Origin of the sequence: Quadrisphaera sp. DSM 44207 (assembly GCF_900101335.1) — a bacterium.
Lineage (GTDB): Bacteria > Actinomycetota > Actinomycetes > Actinomycetales > Quadrisphaeraceae > DSM-44207.
The window spans coordinates 312,129-329,571 of sequence record NZ_FNKA01000001.1; the positions used below are offsets into that span (position 1 = coordinate 312,129).

At 77.5% G+C, this 17,443-nt stretch carries 17 protein-coding genes; 10 read left to right on the plus strand and 7 right to left on the minus strand.

Annotated features, from left to right (window positions below):
- Positions 1 to 33: 33 nt before the first annotated feature.
- Complete coding sequence (locus BLS82_RS01410) at positions 34 to 558, minus strand: GNAT family N-acetyltransferase (protein WP_092860957.1); 525 nt, start codon at positions 556 to 558, stop codon at positions 34 to 36.
- Positions 559 to 587: 29 nt separating this feature from the next.
- Positions 588 to 1,934, minus strand: a complete 1,347-nt coding sequence (locus BLS82_RS01415; RefSeq protein ID WP_092860959.1) for an MFS transporter — start codon at positions 1,932 to 1,934, stop codon at positions 588 to 590.
- Between the two features lie 177 nt (positions 1,935 to 2,111).
- Between BLS82_RS01415 and BLS82_RS01420 the strand changes: the two genes are divergently transcribed.
- From BLS82_RS01420 to BLS82_RS01445, 6 genes are all read left to right on the plus strand, one after another.
- A complete protein-coding gene (locus BLS82_RS01420; RefSeq protein ID WP_218123428.1) occupies positions 2,112 to 4,280 on the plus strand; it encodes a prolyl oligopeptidase family serine peptidase in 2,169 nt (722 codons plus the stop codon).
- Positions 4,277 to 5,434 carry a mechanosensitive ion channel family protein gene (locus BLS82_RS01425; protein WP_218123429.1) on the plus strand — a complete coding sequence of 386 codons (1,158 nt, stop codon included), beginning with the start codon at positions 4,277 to 4,279 and terminating at the stop codon, positions 5,432 to 5,434. The genes BLS82_RS01420 and BLS82_RS01425 overlap by 4 nt, the downstream gene beginning before the upstream one ends.
- Before the next feature lie 171 nt (positions 5,435 to 5,605).
- Positions 5,606 to 6,562: an SDR family NAD(P)-dependent oxidoreductase gene (locus BLS82_RS01430; RefSeq protein ID WP_218123430.1), complete on the plus strand. Its 957-nt coding sequence runs from the start codon at positions 5,606 to 5,608 to the stop codon at positions 6,560 to 6,562.
- A 58-nt stretch (positions 6,563 to 6,620) separates the two neighbouring features.
- On the plus strand, positions 6,621 to 7,052 hold the full coding sequence (locus tag BLS82_RS01435) for a globin (RefSeq protein WP_092860961.1): 432 nt from the start codon (positions 6,621 to 6,623) through the stop codon (positions 7,050 to 7,052).
- A 16-nt stretch (positions 7,053 to 7,068) separates the two neighbouring features.
- The gene (locus BLS82_RS01440; protein ID WP_092860963.1) at positions 7,069 to 8,784 is read left to right on the plus strand and encodes a glycoside hydrolase family 13 protein; all 1,716 of its coding nucleotides are present in this window, start codon (positions 7,069 to 7,071) and stop codon (positions 8,782 to 8,784) included.
- Positions 8,785 to 8,892: 108 nt separating this feature from the next.
- Positions 8,893 to 9,582: a hypothetical protein gene (locus BLS82_RS01445; protein WP_218123431.1), complete on the plus strand. Its 690-nt coding sequence runs from the start codon at positions 8,893 to 8,895 to the stop codon at positions 9,580 to 9,582.
- Between the two features lie 147 nt (positions 9,583 to 9,729).
- Here BLS82_RS01445 and BLS82_RS01450 read toward each other — a convergent pair whose 3' ends face one another.
- On the minus strand, positions 9,730 to 10,425 hold the full coding sequence (locus BLS82_RS01450; RefSeq protein ID WP_218123432.1) for a DUF8010 domain-containing protein: 696 nt from the start codon (positions 10,423 to 10,425) through the stop codon (positions 9,730 to 9,732).
- Positions 10,422 to 10,871, minus strand: a complete 450-nt coding sequence (locus BLS82_RS01455; RefSeq protein ID WP_092860967.1) for an acyl-CoA thioesterase — start codon at positions 10,869 to 10,871, stop codon at positions 10,422 to 10,424. The genes BLS82_RS01450 and BLS82_RS01455 overlap by 4 nt, the downstream gene beginning before the upstream one ends.
- Before the next feature lie 69 nt (positions 10,872 to 10,940).
- Here BLS82_RS01455 and BLS82_RS01460 point away from each other — a divergent pair, with 69 nt between their 5' ends.
- On the plus strand, positions 10,941 to 11,834 hold the full coding sequence (locus tag BLS82_RS01460; RefSeq protein ID WP_092860969.1) for an acyl-CoA thioesterase: 894 nt from the start codon (positions 10,941 to 10,943) through the stop codon (positions 11,832 to 11,834).
- Entirely contained in the window at positions 11,827 to 12,732 is a 906-nt protein-coding gene (locus BLS82_RS01465) for a tetratricopeptide repeat protein (RefSeq protein WP_092860971.1), read from the plus strand. The genes BLS82_RS01460 and BLS82_RS01465 overlap by 8 nt, the downstream gene beginning before the upstream one ends.
- 46 nt (positions 12,733 to 12,778) lie before the next feature.
- Here BLS82_RS01465 and ettA read toward each other — a convergent pair whose 3' ends face one another.
- Complete coding sequence (ettA, locus tag BLS82_RS01470; RefSeq protein WP_092860973.1) at positions 12,779 to 14,461, minus strand: energy-dependent translational throttle protein EttA; 1,683 nt, start codon at positions 14,459 to 14,461, stop codon at positions 12,779 to 12,781.
- 63 nt (positions 14,462 to 14,524) lie between these two features.
- A complete protein-coding gene (locus BLS82_RS15500) occupies positions 14,525 to 15,028 on the minus strand; it encodes a single-stranded DNA-binding protein (protein ID WP_176818868.1) in 504 nt (167 codons plus the stop codon).
- A 153-nt stretch (positions 15,029 to 15,181) separates the two neighbouring features.
- Between BLS82_RS15500 and arfB the strand changes: the two genes are divergently transcribed.
- Positions 15,182 to 15,622 carry an alternative ribosome rescue aminoacyl-tRNA hydrolase ArfB gene (gene arfB, locus BLS82_RS01480; protein ID WP_092860975.1) on the plus strand — a complete coding sequence of 147 codons (441 nt, stop codon included), beginning with the start codon at positions 15,182 to 15,184 and terminating at the stop codon, positions 15,620 to 15,622.
- 56 nt (positions 15,623 to 15,678) lie between these two features.
- On the opposite strand, the gene BLS82_RS01485 is transcribed toward arfB, so the two are convergent.
- A complete protein-coding gene (locus BLS82_RS01485; protein WP_092860977.1) occupies positions 15,679 to 16,419 on the minus strand; it encodes an SDR family oxidoreductase in 741 nt (246 codons plus the stop codon).
- 139 nt (positions 16,420 to 16,558) lie between these two features.
- On the opposite strand from BLS82_RS01485, the gene BLS82_RS01490 reads away from it, so the two are divergent.
- Positions 16,559 to 17,407, plus strand: a complete 849-nt coding sequence (locus BLS82_RS01490; RefSeq protein ID WP_092860979.1) for a helix-turn-helix transcriptional regulator — start codon at positions 16,559 to 16,561, stop codon at positions 17,405 to 17,407.
- Positions 17,408 to 17,443: the final 36 nt, after the last annotated feature.

The window sequence follows — 17,443 nt, forward strand, 5'->3', positions numbered from 1 at the left end:
GACGCCGCCGACGGCCCCCACCCGCGCCGCCGGTCAGGACCGGGGCTCGTGCAGGAGCTGGTGCAGCAGGCAGTCCTGCCACCGGCCGGCGATGCGCAGGTAGCGCGGCGCCATCCCGATGCGCGTGAAGCCGTTGCGCGCCAGGACCCGCTGGGAGGCGGTGTTGTGCACGAGCGTGTCCGCCTGCAGGCGGTGCAGGCCCAGGTCGTCGAAGGCCACGCGCACCGCCCGGGCGACCGCGGCGGTGGCCACGCCGCGTCCGGTGCGGGCCTGCGCGACCCAGTAGCCCAGGTGCGCCGACTGGAAGGCGCCGCGGACGACGTCGGCCACGGTGACCCGTCCGACCACGTCGCCGTCCTCGACGATCACCAGGGGGACCGTCCTGCCCTCCCGGTGCTGCGCCAGGGCGGCGGCGACCAGCCGGCGCTGCTCGGCCTCGGTGGAGTGCGCCTCGTCCCGCTCGGGCTCCCACGGGGCGAGGTGCTCCCGGCTGGCCCGCAGCAGGTCGGCCAGGGCGGGGGCGTCGTCCTCGGTCACCAGCCGCACCCCGACGTCCACGCCCGCGACCCTACGGCGGCCACCGGCGCTCACGCCCGTGCGGGCGCGCCGTCCCCGACGTCCCCCGCCGGCTTCGACGCGGCGCCTGCGGCGCCCCCGTCGTCCCCCGCCGGGGCGGGCGCTGCGGCGAGCGGGTGCGCGAGCTCGTCGGCCGGCATGCGCGCGGCGAGGATCGCGACCACGGCGATCACGGCGGGCGCGGTGCCGGCGATCAGGAAGGTCGTCGACAGCCCGACGGCTGCGGCGACCGGCCCGGCCAGCGCCATGGAGACGGGCATGAACAGCAGGGAGACGAAGAAGTCCAGGCTCGAGACCCGCCCGAGCAGGTGCGGCGGCACGCGCCGCTGCAGCAGCGTCCCCCAGATCACCATGCCGCCGCTGAACAGGGCGCCGCAGGCGAACGCCGCGGCGACCATCGGCCACACCCGCGTCGCCACGCCGAAGACGACGAGCGGCGCGCACCCGAGGCCCCACAGCAGGTTCATGACCGTCAGGTACCGCCGGGGCAGGGGCAGCGAGGCCACCACCAGCGACCCGACCGCGCCGCCGACGCCGAACGCGGCGAGGACGAGGGCGTGCTCGGCGGGGCCCCCGGCGGCGCGGTCCTTGATCACGAACGGGCTGAGCACCTCGAACGGGCCCATCATCAGCAGGATCATCAGCGACGCGAAGACCAGCGTGGCCAGCAGCCAGGGCGTGCGGACCATGTACGCGAAGCCCTCGGCGACGTCCGCGGCGAGCGCGCGCACCGGGTGCCGGCCCGGCTCGAGGGCAGGTCCGGGCGCGTCCGCCAGGGGCAGCAGGGCCGCCGCCGAGGCCAGCGCGGCCGCCGCCGAGACCGCCAGGGCCGCGCCGGGCGACGCGGCGGCGACCAGGGCCCCGGCGGCCGCCGGGCCCGCGGCCTGCACCAGCACCGGGCGCAGCACGCCCTCGACGCCGTTGGCGGCCAGCAGGTCCTCGGCCGGCACGATCGTCGGCAGCAGCGCCGAGTAGGCCGGGTAGTACAGGCCGGCCGCCACGCCCCCGAGGCCCGACACCGCCACCAGGTGCCAGACCTGCAGCGCGCCGCTCAGGGACAGCGCGGCGAGAGCGCCGACGCCGGCGGCCTGCAGCAGCTGAACGCCGAGCAGGATGCGGCGCTGCGGGAGCCGGTCGGCCAGCACGCCGCCCAGCAGCGCCGTGGCGAGCATGCCGATCGAGCCGGCCGCGACGACGACCGACAGCTCCCGCGGCCCGCCGCGGAGGGCGACGACCTGCCAGACGAGGGCGACCACCCACAGCCCCTGCCCGAGCAGCGAGAGGGTCAGCGACGCGGCCAGCCAGCGGTAGCCGACGTGCCGCACGGGGCTGAGCGCCCGCGGGAGCGCGCGTGCCATCGGGTCCTCCGGGGGTGGGTCGGGGTCGGTCGAGGAGGGGACCGCCGCCGTCCGGCGAACTCATCGGCGCCCCGGCGGTGCAACCCGATCCCGTCCTCCAGGGCCGGGGCGCGCGAGGACGGTCCCGAGCGACGAACGCCGCACCCGCGCCGTCCGGCCGCCGTAGGGTGGCCGTCCGTGCTGGACCTGCCTCTGCGCTACCCCGGGGCCGAGCGGCTGGACCTCGTCGAGGACCTGCCGGCGGCCGACCCCCGCCTCCGCGTCGCCGACCCCTACCGGTGGCTCGAGGACCCGGACGACCCGCGCACGCGGGCGTGGTCGGCCGCGCAGGACGAGCTGTTCGCCGCCGCCCGCGCCACCTGGCCCGGCCGCGACCGGCTCGCCCGCCGCGTCGGGGAGCTGCTGGCCGCCGGCTCCGTCGGCCCGCCGGTGCGGCGCGGGCAGCGCCGCTTCTCCACCCGCCGCGACCCCGGCCGCGACCACCCCGTGCTGCTCGTCGCCGAGCCGGACGGCGCGGGCGGCACCCGCGAGCGCGTCCTCGTCGACCCCCTCGCCCTCGACCCCGCCGGCCTGACCACGCTCGACTCCTGGTCGCCGTCCCTGGAGGGGGACCTGCTCGCCTACCAGCTGTCCGAGGGCGGCCGGGAGGAGAGCGCCCTGCGGGTCCTCGACGTCGCCACGGGCGAGGTCGTCGACGGCCCGGTCGACCGCGTGCGCTACTCCCCGATCGCCTGGCTGCCCGGCGGCGAGCGGTTCTACCTGGTGCGCCGCCTCGACCCCGCGCTGGTGCCCGAGGCCGAGCGCCAGTACCACCGCCGGGTGTGGCTGCACCGCGTCGGCACCGACCCCGCGGGCGACGTGGAGGTCTTCGGCGCCGGCCGGCCGGTCACCAGCTACTACGGCGTCGCGGTCTCGCGCGACGGGCGCTGGCTGTCGGTCTCGGCCTCCGTCGGCACGGCGCCGCGCACCGACGTCTGGCTCGGCGACCTGGCCGGCCCGGGCGCCGGGGCCGCCTCCGGCGCGCCCGACCTCGTGCCGGTCGCCGTGGGGCTGGACGCCGCGACCAGCGCCGGCGTCGGCCGCGACGGGCGGCTGTACGTGCACACCGACCTCGGCGCCCCGCGCGGGCGCCTGGCGGTGGCCGACCCGACCGACCCCGGCGCCGAGCGCTGGCGCGACCTGCTGCCCGAGCGCCCCGACGCCGTCCTCGAGGGGGCCGCCGTGCTCGACGGCGCCGAGCTGGAGCGGCCGCTGCTGCTCGCCGCGTGGAGCCGGCACGCCCTCTCGGAGGTCACCGTGCACGACCTGGCCGGCGGGGAGCAGCTGCCCGGGGAGCGCGGCCGGGTGCGCCTGCCGGGCCCGGGCTCGGTGGGCGGCCTGCACGCCCGCCCCGAGGGCGGGCACGAGGCGTGGTTCACCTACACCGACCCCACGACCCTGCCGCGGGTGCTGCGCTACGACGCGCGCACCGGCGCGGTGGACGTCGAGGCCGTGCCGCCGGGCGGCGTGCGCGTGCCCCCGGTGCTCACCCGCCAGCTGGAGGCCACCAGCGCCGACGGGACGACCGTGCGGATGCTGCTGATCGCCCCCGCGTCCGCGGCGGACGAGCAGGGCCGGCCCCGCGAGCCGCTGCCGACGGTGCTCTACGGCTACGGCGGCTTCGGGCTCTCCCTGACCCCGGGCTTCTCCGCCTCCGCCCTCGCGTGGGTCGAGGCCGGCGGCGCCTGGGTGAGCGCAGGGCTGCGCGGCGGGGCCGAGGAGGGCGAGGAGTGGCACCGGGCCGGGATGCTCGGGGCCAAGCAGAACGTCTTCGACGACTTCGCCGCCTGCGCCGACGCCCTCGTCGCCGCCGGGTGGACGACGCCGCGCCGCCTCGCCGTCTCCGGCGGCTCCAACGGCGGCCTGCTCGTCGGAGCGGCCCTGACCCAGCGGCCGGAGTCGGTGGCCGCCGTGCTGTGCTCGGCGCCGCTGCTGGACATGGTGCGCTACCAGCTGCACGGGCTCGGGGCGACGTGGGCGCCGGAGTACGGCGACGCCACCGACCCCGAGCACCTGGCCTGGCTGCACGCCTACTCCCCGTACCACGCGGTGCGCGAGGGCACGGCCTACCCGGCGGTGCTGTTCACGGTCTTCGACGGCGACACCCGCGTGGACCCCCTCCACGCCCGCAAGACCTGCGCGGCGCTGCAGCACGCCACCACCGCCGACCCCGGGCGCGCGCCCGTGCTGCTGCGGCGCGAGGCGGACGTCGGCCACGGCGCCCGCGCCGTCTCGCGCACGGTCGAGCTCACCGCCGACGCGCTCGCCTTCGCCGCCGCCTGCACCGGCCTGGAGCTGGAGCCGTGAACCCCCTGGTGCCGACGGCGACGCCGTCGCCGTCCGCGCCGTCCGCGCCGTCCACGCCGTCCACGCCGTCGGCGACCGCGGCGGGCGAGCCCACCGTCGAGGAGCAGGCCAGCGCCCTGGACGAGGCCCAGGACCGGATCCTCAACCCCTGCTTCCCCGGCGACGGCAGCTTCTGCGGGCGCCTGCGCGCCTGGGGCGTCGACGAGACCGTCGCGCGCGACCTGACCGGCTACGGCGTGGGCCTGCTGCAGATCGTCGTCATCGTCGCGGGCGGCCTGCTCGCCCGCTGGCTGCTGCACCGGGCCATCAGCCGCCTCACCGAGCAGATCGCCACGGGCGAGGCGGGCATCGGCCGCTGGAGCCGGCGCTCGGCGGGAGCCGCCGCCCCGGCGGTGCTCGACGCGGGCGCCTTCGCCGGCGAGCGGCGCGCCCAGCGCGCCCGCACCGTCGGCTCGGTGCTGCGCAGCACCACCACCGCGGGGGTGACCATCACGGCGGTGCTGCTCGTCCTCGGGGTCTTCGGGGTGGACCTCGGCCCGCTCATCGCGGGCGCCGGCGTGCTCGGCGTCGCCCTCGGCTTCGGCTCCCAGACCCTCGTCAAGGACTTCCTCTCCGGCCTCTTCCTCATCCTCGAGGACCAGTACGGCGTCGGGGACGTCGTCGACCTCGGCGACGCCGTCGGCTCGGTGGAGGCCGTGGGCCTGCGCGTCACGCGCGTGCGCTCGGTCGACGGCACGGTCTGGTACGTGCGCAACGGGGAGATCCTGCGGGTCGGCAACCAGTCGCAGGGGTGGGCGCGCGCCGTCCTCGACGTCAACGTCGCCTACGGCGAGGACGTCGCCCGCGTCCGGGAGCTGCTGCGCGAGGTCGCGCACGAGTTCACCGAGGACGAGGAGTGGCGCCACCTGGTGCTCGAGGAGCCGGAGGTGTGGGGCGTCGAGGCGCTCGCGCCCGGCGCGGTCGTCGTCCGGCTCGTGGTCAAGACCGTGCCGCTGGAGCAGTGGAACGTCGCGCGGGAGATGCGCCAGCGCATCAAGGCCCGCTTCGACGCCGAGGGCGTGGAGATCCCCTTCCCGCAGCAGACGGTCTGGCTGCGCGGCGAGCAGCCCGCACCGGCGCCCGCGCCCGCGCCGACGCCCGCGCGCACGCCGTAGCGGGGCCCGGCGTGCGCGCGGCAGGCGCCGCCCGCATGATCACAGCGTGTCGGACGAGGGGGCCAGCGCGCCCTTCGTCGACGACCGCGCCGGTCCCGTCGACGCCAGCCGCGGGCGGTCCCGACGCTCCCGGCGCCGGTCCCGACGCCCGACCCCGATGGAGGCCCACCCGTGCCGCTGCCCCTGCTGACCCCCCTCGCGAGGCTGCTGCGGGGCACCGCGCCCGGCCCTGACCCGCACGGCGTCGCCGCCGGCCGGGTCGTGTGGGTCACCGGGGCCAGCAGCGGCATCGGCCGGGCCGTCGCGCTCGCCTGCGCCGCGCGCGGGGACCGGCTCGTGCTCTCCAGCCGCGCCGCGGGCGTGCTGGAGCAGGTGCGCGCCGAGTGCGAGGCCGCCGGGGCCGCCGGGGTGCTGGTGCGCCCCCTCGACGTCACCGACGAGCACGCCGTCCACGCCGCCGCGGACGACGCGGTGCAGGCCTTCGGCCGCCTCGACGTCGTCGTGCAGGCCTCGGGCGTCGTCTCCTACGCCCGCGTCGACGAGCAGCCCCTCGACGTCTTCGACCGGGTGGTGCAGGTCGACGTCCTCGGCGCGGTGCGCGTGTGCCAGGCGGCGCTGCGCACGTTCCGGCGCCAGCGCAGCGGCACCCTCGTCGTCGTCGGCTCGGTGCTCGGCAAGACCGCCGCGCCGTGGATGGGCGCGTACGTGACGAGCAAGTGGGCGCTGCGGGGCCTGACCCGGGTGATGCAGGTCGAGAACCGCGACCTGCGCGACGTGCACGTCACCCTCGTCTCCCCCGGCGGGGTGGACACGCCCATCTACGACCAGGCCGCCAACTTCGTCGGGCGCCGCCCGCGCCCGCCCTTCCCGGTCGCCTCGCCGCAGGACGTCGCGGCGAAGGTGCTGCACGCCGTCGAGCGGCCGCACCGCGAGCTCGACGTCGGCTGGGCGAACCCGTTCGTGGTCGCCGGGTTCGTCCTCCTCCCCGCCGTCTACGACGCCCTGGTCACCCCCCTGATGCGGGTGGCGAGCTTCACCCCGCGCCGCACGGGGCCGACGACGGGCAACGTCCACGCCCCCCGCCCGGAGCTGGAGCGCCTGCGCCAGGACCGCGGGCGGCGCCGCTGACGGCAGTGGGAGCGGGAGCGGCGCCGAGCGCGCGAGCGCCGCGCGCGACACTGGGAGGGTGAGCGAGCCCGCCCGTCCCGGCCTGTCCCTGCGCCGCGCCGTCCCCGCCGAGCAGCAGAGCTTCTACGAGGCCGTCGGCGGCCACGAGACCTTCGTGCGCCTCGTCGACCGGTTCTACGAGGGCGTGGCCGCCGACGACGTGCTGCGCCCGCTGTACCCGGAGGAGGACCTCGCCCCGGCCCGCGAGCGCCTGCGGATGTTCCTCGAGCAGTACTGGGGCGGGCCGGGGACGTACTCGGCCACCCGCGGGCACCCGCGGCTGCGGATGCGCCACGCCGGCTTCCGGATCGGGCCGGTGGCGCGCGACCGCTGGCTGTCGCACATGCGCGACGCCGTCGACTCCCTCGACCTGCCCCCGCAGCAGCACGACCTGCTGTGGGACTACCTCGAGCGGGCGGCCCACAGCATGCTGAACACCGTCGACGGCTGACCTAGGCTGCTCGCCCGTGACCGCGAGCCCCTCCGCACCGGCCCCGTCCTCCCCGACGCCGCCCGCCGGCGCCGGCCGCGAGTGGTGGCGCAGCGCGGTGATCTACCAGGTCTACCCGCGCTCGTTCGCCGACGCGGACGGCGACGGCATCGGCGACCTGCCCGGCATCACCGCCCGCCTGGAGCACCTGACGGCGCTGGGGGTGGACGCCGTCTGGCTGAGCCCCTTCTACCGCTCGCCGCAGGCCGACGCCGGCTACGACGTCGCCGACTACACCGACGTCGACCCGATCTTCGGCACCCTCGCCGACGCCGACGCCCTCATCGCGCGCGCCCACGACCTCGGCCTGCGCGTGGTCGTCGACCTCGTGCCCAACCACACCTCGGACGAGCACGCGTGGTTCCAGGAGGCGCTGGCCGCCGGGCCGGGCAGCCGCGCGCGGGCCCGCTACATCTTCCGCGACGGCCGCGGCCCGGGCGGCGAGCAGCCGCCGAACGACTGGCGCAGCGTCTTCGGCGGCCGGGCGTGGACGCGCGTGAGCGAGCCCGACGGCACCCCCGGCCAGTGGTACCTGCACCTGTTCGACTCCAAGCAGCCCGACCTGGACTGGAGCAACCCCGAGGTGCGCGAGCACCTGGAGGACGTGCTGCGGTTCTGGCTCGACCGCGGCGTCGACGGCTTCCGCGTCGACGTCGCGCACGGCCTGGTCAAGGCCGACGGCCTGCCGGACTGGTCCCGGGCCCACGGCCTGGTGCACGCCGACCCCGACGGCGAGCGCGCCCCGATGTGGGACCAGGACGACGTGCACGAGATCTACCGCTCCTGGCGGCGGGTGCTCGACTCCTACGACGGCGACCGGATGATGGTCGCCGAGGCCTGGGTGGCCCCGGCCGAGCGGCTGGCCCGGTACGTGCGCCCGGACGAGATGCACCAGGCGTTCAACTTCCCCTTCCTCGACAGCCCGTGGACGGCGGCGGACCTGCGCACGGTCGTCGACGCCTCCCTGGCCGCCGACAGGGCCGTGGGGGCGCCGACGACGTGGGTGCTGAGCAACCACGACGTCGTCCGGCACGTCTCGCGCATGGGCCTGCCCGTGGGCACGGCGCGGCCCAACGGCATCACCGCCGAGGACCCGCAGCCCGACGAGGAGCTCGGCCTGCGGCTCGGGCGCTCGGCGAGCCTGCTGATGCTGGCGCTGCCGGGCTCGGCGTACCTGTACCAGGGCGAGGAGCTCGGCCTGCCCGACCACACGGCGATGCCGCACGAGGCCCGCCAGGACCCGGCGTTCCGGCGCACGGGCGGGGAGGAGATCGGCCGCGACGGGTGCCGGGTGCCGATGCCGTGGCGGCACGACGCGCCCGGCCTCGGCTTCGGGCCCAGCGGGCGCACGTGGCTGCCGCAGCCGGCCGCGTACGCCCGCTACGCCGCGGACCTGCAGGTCGGGGTGCCCAGCTCGACGTACGAGGTGTACCGCGAGGCGCTGCGCCTGCGCCGCGAGCACGACCTCGGCCGCGGCGACCTGCGGTGGGTGGAGCTGCCGGGCGCCGGACCGGACGTGCTGGCGTTCACCACCGGCTCGCGCGGCGAGGTGCTCGTGGTGACCGCGTTCGCCGACGCCGAGCTGGCGCTGCCCGCGGACGCCGAGGTGCTCCTCGCCAGCGGCGAGCTCGGCACCCGCCCGGACGGCGCGCGCGTGCTCCCGCCCGGCACGACCGCCTGGCTGCGCGCCTGACCCCGGCCCCGCGGGGTAGGGCCCGCTCGTGAGCGATCACCAGGGGCCCCCGCTCGTCCCGGCGCCGGCGCCGGGCCGCTGCCCCGCGCGGCGGGCGCGGCGCTGGGCGTGGTGTTCGGCGCCGCCGCGCGGCTGCGCCGCGGCAAGCCGCTGCACCCGCGCGGCTCGGTGGTGCGGGCCACCGCGGTGCGCGAGGGCACGCCGCCCGGGGCGCAGCCGTGGGGTGCGGCGTGGCTCGACGAGCCCGGCACCGATCCCGGCCTGGTGCGCCTGTCGCGGGCCGCGGGCCTGCCCGCTCCCCTGCCGGACGTGCTCGGCCTGGCGCTGCGCGCCGACGTCCCCGGTGCCGCCGCTGCTGGCCCTGGTGGTGCCGGCGCTGCTCCCGGCGGTGCTGGTGGTGGTGCCGGCGTGCTCGACGTCCCGCTGGCCACGACGGGTCTGGGCCGGCTGACCCGGTTCGTGCTCGTGCCCCGGTGGCGCCCCGGGCGCGGCGCGTACGGGTCGCTGCTGCCCTACCGCACCACCACCGGGCGCCTGGTGCTGCTGGCCGCCCGACCGGAGCCCGTGCGCAGCGGCGGCGGCCTGCAGCTGCAGCTGCTCGCCGCCTCCCCGCGGGGGCCGTGGCGGGCGTTCGGGCGCCTGCACCTGCACGGGCCCCTCGACGGCCCGGACGCGCCGGTCGACCTCGACCCGGTGCTGAACCCGCCACCGGGGCTGGCCGCCCCCGCGGCGATCGCGGCCGTGCGGGCCCCGGCGTGGGCGGCGGCGCGCCGCGCCCGGGCCTCCCTGCGCCGCTGACCCGCCCCGTTCCCGCACCTTCTCGGAAGAGTGCGGCCGGGGAACCCACTCGACCGCACTCTTCCGGAAGGGTGCGGTTCACGGGGCCTGGCTGGCAGCACCTTTCCGGGAGAGTGCGATGCACGGCTCCACCCCGGCGCCTGAGCGTCACAGGAGCATCGGCGGGCGGGCCAGCACGTGCCCGCGGGCGGTGCTCAGGCGCACCCACGGGCCGCTGCGCGCCGCCGCCACCTCACCACCGGGCGCCGCCGCCCCACCGCTCCCGGACGGCGCCCCCTCCCCGGGCAGGAACCCCAGGACGTCGGCCGCGAGCGCGAGCGCCGTCGTCCCACCGGCCGCGCCGGCCTGCCCCGCCAGCGGCCGGGTCCACACCGAGGTGCGCGGCGCCCCGGCCGCCACCTGCGCCGCTCCCTCTGCGGCCGCGGCCCGCAGCTGGTGCGCAGCCACCGGCTCCAGCGCCTGCCACCCGCCGCGCGGAGGCGCGAGCCCGGGCCAGGAGGCGGTCAGCACCTGCACCGGCGGCACGGGCAGCACGTGCATCGTGCGCGCCAGGCGCTCGGCCAGGGCCGCGAGCGCCACGGTGACGTCCAGGCGCGCCGGCCCGCGCAGCGCGAGGGCGCGCATGCCGAGCACCGTCGGCAGCCCCGGCCCGTGCAGCGGCGAGACCGACACGGCCAGCACCCCACCGCCGTCGGGCGCCGGGACGGCGACCAGGCGCGCGGCGCCCTCGGGGTCGGCGCGGCGCGCCCGCGCGACGAGCACGGCGAGGTCGGCCAGCGCCCGCGGGTCCGCGGGCACCAGCTCTCCCGCCGCGCTCCCGGACGGGCTCCCGGGCGCGCTCACGCCCGTCGGCGGCGGAAGGGCACCGGGTCCCCGAGCCAGCCCTGCAGCACCGCCCGCTCGGCCTCGCTGACCCGCCGGGTGCTGCCCGTCGCGACGTCGAAGGTCACCATGGTCGACGCCGCCCGCAGGTAGACCGCCCGCGCGCCGTCCCGGCCCGCGTCGTCCGCGACCTCGTAGCCGAGGTCGAAGCTGGCGCCGCCGACGCGGGTGACCCACAGGTCCACCAGCACCGGCTCGGGGCGCCACCGCATCGGCTGCAGGTACTCCACCTCGTGCCGCGCCACGAGCACGCCGGTCTCCAGCAGGCTCGGCCCACCGCCGCGCAGCTCCTCGAAGGCGCGGATGCGGACCTCCTCCATCAGCCGGAGGAACTGGACGTTGTTCACGTGCCCGAACGCGTCCATGTCCGACCACCGCACCGCCACCGGCACCCGCAGACGACCCATGGCGCCATGCTGGCGCACCCGTCGCGGTCTGTGATCGCCGCCCCGGCCGCCGCGGCCTAGGGTGCGCGCATGGCCCAGCCACCCGCTGAGAACGTCCCCGGTCCGCTCGCCGGGCTCCTCGCCGTCCTCGACCTGCAGGAGAGGCCGCGCGGCGTCGGCGGGGTGGACGTGTTCACCGGACTGAACACCCCGCGCCCGTGGGGGCGGGTGTTCGGGGGCCAGGTGCTCGCGCAGGCGCTCGTCGCGGCGACGCGCACCGCGCCGCCGGAGCGGCCGGCGCACTCGATGCACGCGTACTTCCTGCGCCCCGGCGACCCCGACACCCCGATCACCTTCACGGTCGAGCGGCTGCGCGACGGGCGCTCGTTCTCGGCCCGCCGGGTGCAGGCGTCCCAGCAGGGCGCGCCGATCCTGTCGGCGATCGCCTCCTTCCAGAGCCCGGACGAGGGCCTGGACCACGGGCGGCCGATGCCGCAGGTGCCCGGCCCGGAGGAGCTGCCGACCACGGCGGACCTCATCGGCCACCTGGACGACCCGGTGGCGCAGCACTGGTCGCACGAGCGGCCCGTGGACCTGCGGCACGTGGACGGGCCCCTGTTCCTCGACGGGCCCGCCGAGCGCACCGACGCGCAGGCGGTGTGGATGCGCGCGGTCGGCGCGCTGCCGGACGACGACGGGCTGCACCGGGCGGTGACGGCGTACGCCAGCGACTACACGGTGCTCGAGCCGGTGCTGCGCCGGCACGGGCTGGCGTGGGCGCACCCGGGGCTGCGGGCGGCCAGCATCGACCACGCGATGTGGTGGCACCGGCCCGCGCGCGCCGACGAGTGGCTGCTGTACGTGCAGACCAGCCCCTCGGCCTCCGGCGGCCGCGGCCTGGGGCAGGGGCTGCTGTACTCGCGGGACGGCGCCCTGGTCGCCACGGTGCTGCAGGAGGGCATGGTGCGCACCACCCGTGGCTGAGCACGGCACCGGGCCCGGTGCGCCGTCCGGCGGCGGCGCGCTCGACGCCCGGCTGGCCGCCGTGGAGGGCTCGCAGGACCCGCGGGACTGGAACGAGCTGGGCTGCGACCTCTCCGACGCCGGCCGCCTCGGGGAGGCCGAGGCGTGCTTCCGCCGCGCCGTCGCCCTGGGCGCCTCCTGGGTGGAGTTCAACCTCGGCAACACCCTGCGCGACCTCGGGCGCACCGAGGAGGCCCGCGGCGCCTACGAGCGCGCGGTCGCCGCCGGCGAGGACGACGCGCTGCTCAACCTCGGCCTGCTGCACCGCGACGAGGGCCGGGTCGAGCAGGCCCGCGCGGTGCTGGAGACCGCCGTGGCCGCCGGGGAGCCGGCCGCGCACGTGCCGCTGGGCGACCTCGACCACGACGACGGCGACGACGAGGGCGCCGAGCTGCACTACCGCGCCGGCCTGCAGGCGGGCGACCCCGCCGGCGCCGGAGCCCTCGGCGTGCTCCTGGCCGAGCGCGGGCGCGACGGCCAGGCGGAGCCGCTGCTGCGCGCCGCCGCGCCGCACGACCCGGAGGCCCGCGCCGCGCTGGGCACGCTGCTGCGGCGCACCGGGCGCCTGGCCGAGGCCCAGCAGGTGCTCGAGGCCGGGGTGGGCGCCGGGGAGCGCCAGAGCTGCCTGCCGCTGGGCAACCTGCTGTGGGACGAGCACGGCGACCTCGCCGGCGCCGAGGCCGCCTACCGGCGGGCCGTGGCCGCCGGCGACGACTTCGGCCACCACAACCTGGGCCTGCTGCTGTGGGAGACCGGCCGCCGCGAGGAGGCGGCCGAGCAGTTCCGGCTCGGCGCCGCGGCCGGTGACGCGATGGCCGCCGCCGCGCTCGCCGAGCTGGTCGACGGGCGCGGCGGCTGAGCCGCCGGCCGGCGCGCGGGCGCTGCCGGTCGCGCGCGAGGCGCCGTCAGTCGCGCGTGAGGCGCCGGTGGGTCACCCGGTGCGGGCGGGCGGCCTCCGGACCGAGGCGGGCGACCTTGTTCTGCTGGTAGCCCTCGAAGTTGCCCTCGAACCAGTACCAGCGCGTCGGTTCCTCCTCCGTGCCCTCGTAGGCGAGGATGTGCGTGGCCACGCGGTCGAGGAACCAGCGGTCGTGGGAGATCACCACGGCGCAGCCGGGGAACTCCAGCAGCGCGTCCTCCAGGGAGGACAGCGTCTCGACGTCCAGGTCGTTCGTCGGCTCGTCGAGCAGCAGCAGGTTGCCGCCCTGCTTGAGGGTCAGCGCCAGGTTCAGGCGGTTGCGCTCGCCACCGGAGAGCACCCCGGCCGGCTTCTGCTGGTCCGGGCCCTTGAACCCGAACGCGGAGACGTAGGCGCGCGAGGGCATCTCGACGTTGCCGACCTGGATGTGGTCGAGCCCGTCGGAGACGACCTCCCACAGCGTCTCCGTCGCGTCGATGCCGCCGCGGTCCTGGTCGACGTAGGAGATCTTCACGGTCTCCCCGATGCGCACCTTGCCGCCGTCCGGCTCCTCCAGCCCGACGATGGTCTTGAACAGCGTCGTCTTGCCGACGCCGTTGGGACCGATGACGCCGACGATCCCGTTGCGCGGCAGCGTGAAGGACAGGTCGTCGATGAGGACGCGCTCGCCGTAGCCCTTCTGCAGGTCGTCGACCTCGATGACCTGGGCGCCCAGGCGCGGGCCCGGCGGGATCTGGATGGACTCGAAGTCGAGCCGGCGGGTGCGCTCGGCCTCCGCCGCCATCTCCTCGTAGCGGGCCAGGCGCGCCTTGGACTTGCTCTGGCGGCCCTTGGCGTTCGAGCGCACCCAGTCCAGCTCGTCCCTGAGGCGCTTGGCGAGCTTGGCGTCCTTCTTGCCCTGCACCTGCAGGCGCTCGGCCTTCTTCTCCAGGTAGGTGGAGTAGTTGCCCTCGTAGGGGTAGAGCCGGCCGCGGTCGACCTCGGCGATCCACTGCGCGACGTTGTCGAGGAAGTACCGGTCGTGGGTGACCGCCAGGACGGCGCCGGCGTAGGAGGCCAGGTGCTGCTCCAGCCAGGTGACGGACTCGGCGTCGAGGTGGTTGGTCGGCTCGTCGAGCAGCAGCAGGTCGGGCTTGGACAGCAGCAGCCGGCACAGCGCCACGCGGCGGCGCTCGCCGCCGGAGAGGACCTTCACGTCGGCGTCCGGCGGCGGGCAGCGCAGCGCGTCCATCGCCTGCTCGAGCTGGGCGTCCATGTCCCACGCGTTCGCGTGGTCCAGCTCCTCCTGCAGCTCGCCCATCTCCGCCATCAGGGCGTCGAAGTCGGCGTCCGGCTCGGCCATGAGGTTCCCGATCTCGGTGAACCGGTCCATCTTGACCTTCAGGTCGCCGAGCCCCTGCTGGACGTTCTCCAGCACCGTCCTGTCCTCGTCCAGCGGCGGCTCCTGCTGCAGCATGCCGACGCTGTAGCCGGGGGTCAGGCGGGCCTCGCCGTTGGACGGCTGGTCCAGGCCCGCCATGATCTTCAGGATCGTCGACTTGCCGGCGCCGTTGGGGCCCACGACGCCGATCTTCGCGCCGGGGTAGAAGGACATGGTGACGTCGTCGAGGATGACCTTGTCGCCGTGCGCCTTGCGCGCCTTGTGCATGGTGTAGATGAACTCCGGCATGCCTCCAGGGTAGAGGGGCGCCCGCACGGCCCGGTCCGCCGCGAGCGCCCCTCCGCCGGCCCTTCACGCCCGCGCGACCACCTCCCCGGCGTCCTGCGCCTCCAGGTCGGCCAGCTCCCGCTCCCGCTCGGCGGCGATCTCGGCGGCGATCCGGTCGTCCATGGCGTCGACCTCGCCCTGCACGGGCAGGTCCACCCGCTCGCTGCGCACCACCCGGCTGAAGGACGTCGTCCCCCACGCCAGGTCGTGGCCGATGCTCTCGGCCTCGATGTCCGCGGAGGTGCCGGTGCGCCCGTCCTCGCGGGTCCAGTCGCGCACGCTGGGGCGCCCGACGACGAGCACGCGGTCGCCCCTGCGCAGGGACGCCGCCGCGTTGGCCGCCAGCGCCCGGAAGCAGCTGACGTTCCACCAGCTGGTCGGCTGGTCCACCCACTGCCGGGTGGCCCGGTCGAAGCGGCTCGGGGTGGAGCCGATCCGGAACCGCGTGATCTCCAGCCCGGTGTCGGTCCTCCGGAAGACCGGGTCGGCCGCCAGGTGCCCGACCACGGTGACGCTGCTCGCCTGCACGTTGCTCCTCCTGCCTCCCGCGCCCTGCGGGACGCCGCGAGCCTGGCCCGCGCCCCCGGCCTCCTGACAGCGCCGGTGGCCCTCCTGTGGACGCCGGGACGCCGGAGGGGGCTGTGGACGGGAGGTGAGCGGCGCCGGCGCCACACTGGAGGGGTGCCCGCCGGGAACGACGCCGGCGGTGACCTGCCGGTCACCGCCTCCCTGCTCGTGCCCGCGGCTGAGCTGCGCTGGCGCTTCTCGCGCTCCTCCGGCCCCGGCGGGCAGGGAGTGAACACGGCGGACTCGCGGGTGGAGCTCTCCCTCGCCCCGCTGCAGCTGCCCGGGCTCACCGACGCCCAGCGGCACCAGCTGGCCTCCCGCCTGGGCGGCCGGCTGGTGGACGGCGTCCTCACGGTGACCGCGAGCGAGCACCGCTCCCAGCTGCGCAACCGGACGGCCGCCCGCGAGCGGATGGCCGACCTGCTGCGCGCCGCGCTGGCCCCGCCACCACCGGCCCGGCGCCGCACCCGGCCGACGCGGGGGTCCTCGGAGCGCCGGCTGCGGGCGAAGCGGCAGCGCAGCGAGCTCAAGCGCTCCCGCCGCGGCGGGGAGTGACGCCCGGGCCGGTGGACCGCGACCGGCGCCGGTCCGCCAGCACCCCCGCAGGGGCCTCAGACCAGGCCGCCGTTGGCGCGCACGACCTGCCCGTGCACCCAGCGGCCGTCCGGGCCCGCGAGGAAGGACACCACGCCGGCGACGTCGTCCGGGGTGCCGAGGCGCTCCATCGGCGGCTCGGCGGCCAGGCGGGCCACGAGCTCCGCGCTCTTGCCCTCCAGGAACAGGTCGGTCGCGGTCGGGCCGGGGGCCACGGCGTTGACCGTGACGTCGCGGCCGCGCACCTCCTCCGCCAGCACCACCACCAGCCCCTCGACGGCGCCCTTGCTCGCGGCGTAGGCCCCGTAGCCGGGGAACGGGCGGCCGAGCACCGAGGAGGAGAACAGGACCAGCGCGCCGCCGCGGCGCAGCCGGCGCACCGCCTGCTGAGCGACGACGACGGTGCCGCGCACGTTGGTGCGGTGCAGCGCGTCGAGCTCGGCCAGGTCGAGGTCGGCCAGCGGCGCGAGCGCCATCCGCCCGGCGGCGTGCGTCACGACGTCGACCCCGCCGAACGCCGACTCGGCGGCGTCGAACAGCGCGGCGACGGCGCGCTCGTCGGCGACGTCGGCCTGCACCGCCACCGCCCGGCCACCGCGTCCGGTGACCTCCACGACGGCCGCCCGGGCCTCGTCCTCGCTCCCCCCGTACCCGACCACGACGGCGCAGCCGTCCGCGGCCAACCGGCCGGCGACGGCCCGGCCGATGCCGCGGGACCCGCCGGTGACCACCGCGACGCGGGTGGTGCTCTGCCTCATGCGTCCTCCTCCGATCCGCCCGGCCGCAGCGGCCGGGCGGCACCACCGTCGGCGCGGCCGGGGACGACGACCAGGGGCTGCTCACCCCGGGGTCGGCGGCCCCTGGCTGAGGCCGCGCAGCGGCGCGGACACTGGCGGCGTGGACGCAGCGGAGCTCGGCGCCTTCCTCGCCTCCCGGCGGGCGCGCATCCGCCCGGCCGAGGTGGGGCTGCCCACCGGTCCGCGGCGGCGCGTGCCCGGGCTGCGCCGCGACGAGGTGGCCGTGCTGGCCGGCGCGTCGGTGGAGTACTACACCGAGCTCGAGCAGGGCCGGGGCGCGCACCCGTCGGCGTCGGTGCTCGCCGCCCTGGCCCGCGCGCTGCGGCTCTCGGACGACGAGCGCGACCACCTGTTCCACCTGGCCGGGCGGGCCGCTCCCGCCACGGGCGCCGCCGCGCACGTGCAGCCGTCGATGCTCGCCCTGCTGGACCACCTGGAAGGCACTCCGGCCCGGGTCACCACCGACCTGCACGTCACCCTGGCGCAGAACCGGCTGGGCGCCGCGCTGCTCGGCGACCCCGGCCCGGGCAGCGGCCCGGCGGCCAGCTCCGTGCACCGGTGGTTCACCGACCCGGCCAGCCGGGCGCTGTACCCGGCCGAGGACCACCCCCGTCACTCGCGCGACCTCGTCGCCGACCTGCGTGCGGCCGTCGCCCGCCGCGGCCGCGACCCCGAGGCCCGCGACCTGGTCGACCGGCTGCGGGTGCGCAGCGCCGAGTTCACCGCGCTGTGGGACAGCGGCGACGTCGCCGTCCGCCGCTCGCTGCGCAAGCGGATCGTGCACCCGACCCTCGGCGTCCTGGAGCTCGACTGCCAGCGCCTGGTCAGCGAGGACGGGCGCCAGCGGCTGCTGTTCTTCACCGCTCCCGCGGGCAGCCCGGCCGCGGGCCAGCTCGACCTGCTCGCCGTCGTCGGCCGGCAGGATCTGACCGGTCCACCCCGGCGCTGAGGCTCTGGCGGGCGGCTGCGGGGCGCCGGGGTGGAC

Excerpts from the sequence above, each read along its gene's own strand:
- ettA (WP_092860973.1), bottom strand. The coding sequence starts at position 14,461 with ATGCCGGAGTTCATCTACACCATGCACAAGGCGCGCAAGGCGCACGGC.
- BLS82_RS01460 (WP_092860969.1), top strand. The coding sequence starts at position 10,941 with ATGGCCCAGCCACCCGCTGAGAACGTCCCCGGTCCGCTCGCCGGGCTC.
- BLS82_RS01455 (WP_092860967.1), bottom strand. The coding sequence starts at position 10,871 with ATGGGTCGTCTGCGGGTGCCGGTGGCGGTGCGGTGGTCGGACATGGAC.
- BLS82_RS01485 (WP_092860977.1), bottom strand. The coding sequence starts at position 16,419 with ATGAGGCAGAGCACCACCCGCGTCGCGGTGGTCACCGGCGGGTCCCGC.
- BLS82_RS01415 (WP_092860959.1), bottom strand. The coding sequence starts at position 1,934 with ATGGCACGCGCGCTCCCGCGGGCGCTCAGCCCCGTGCGGCACGTCGGC.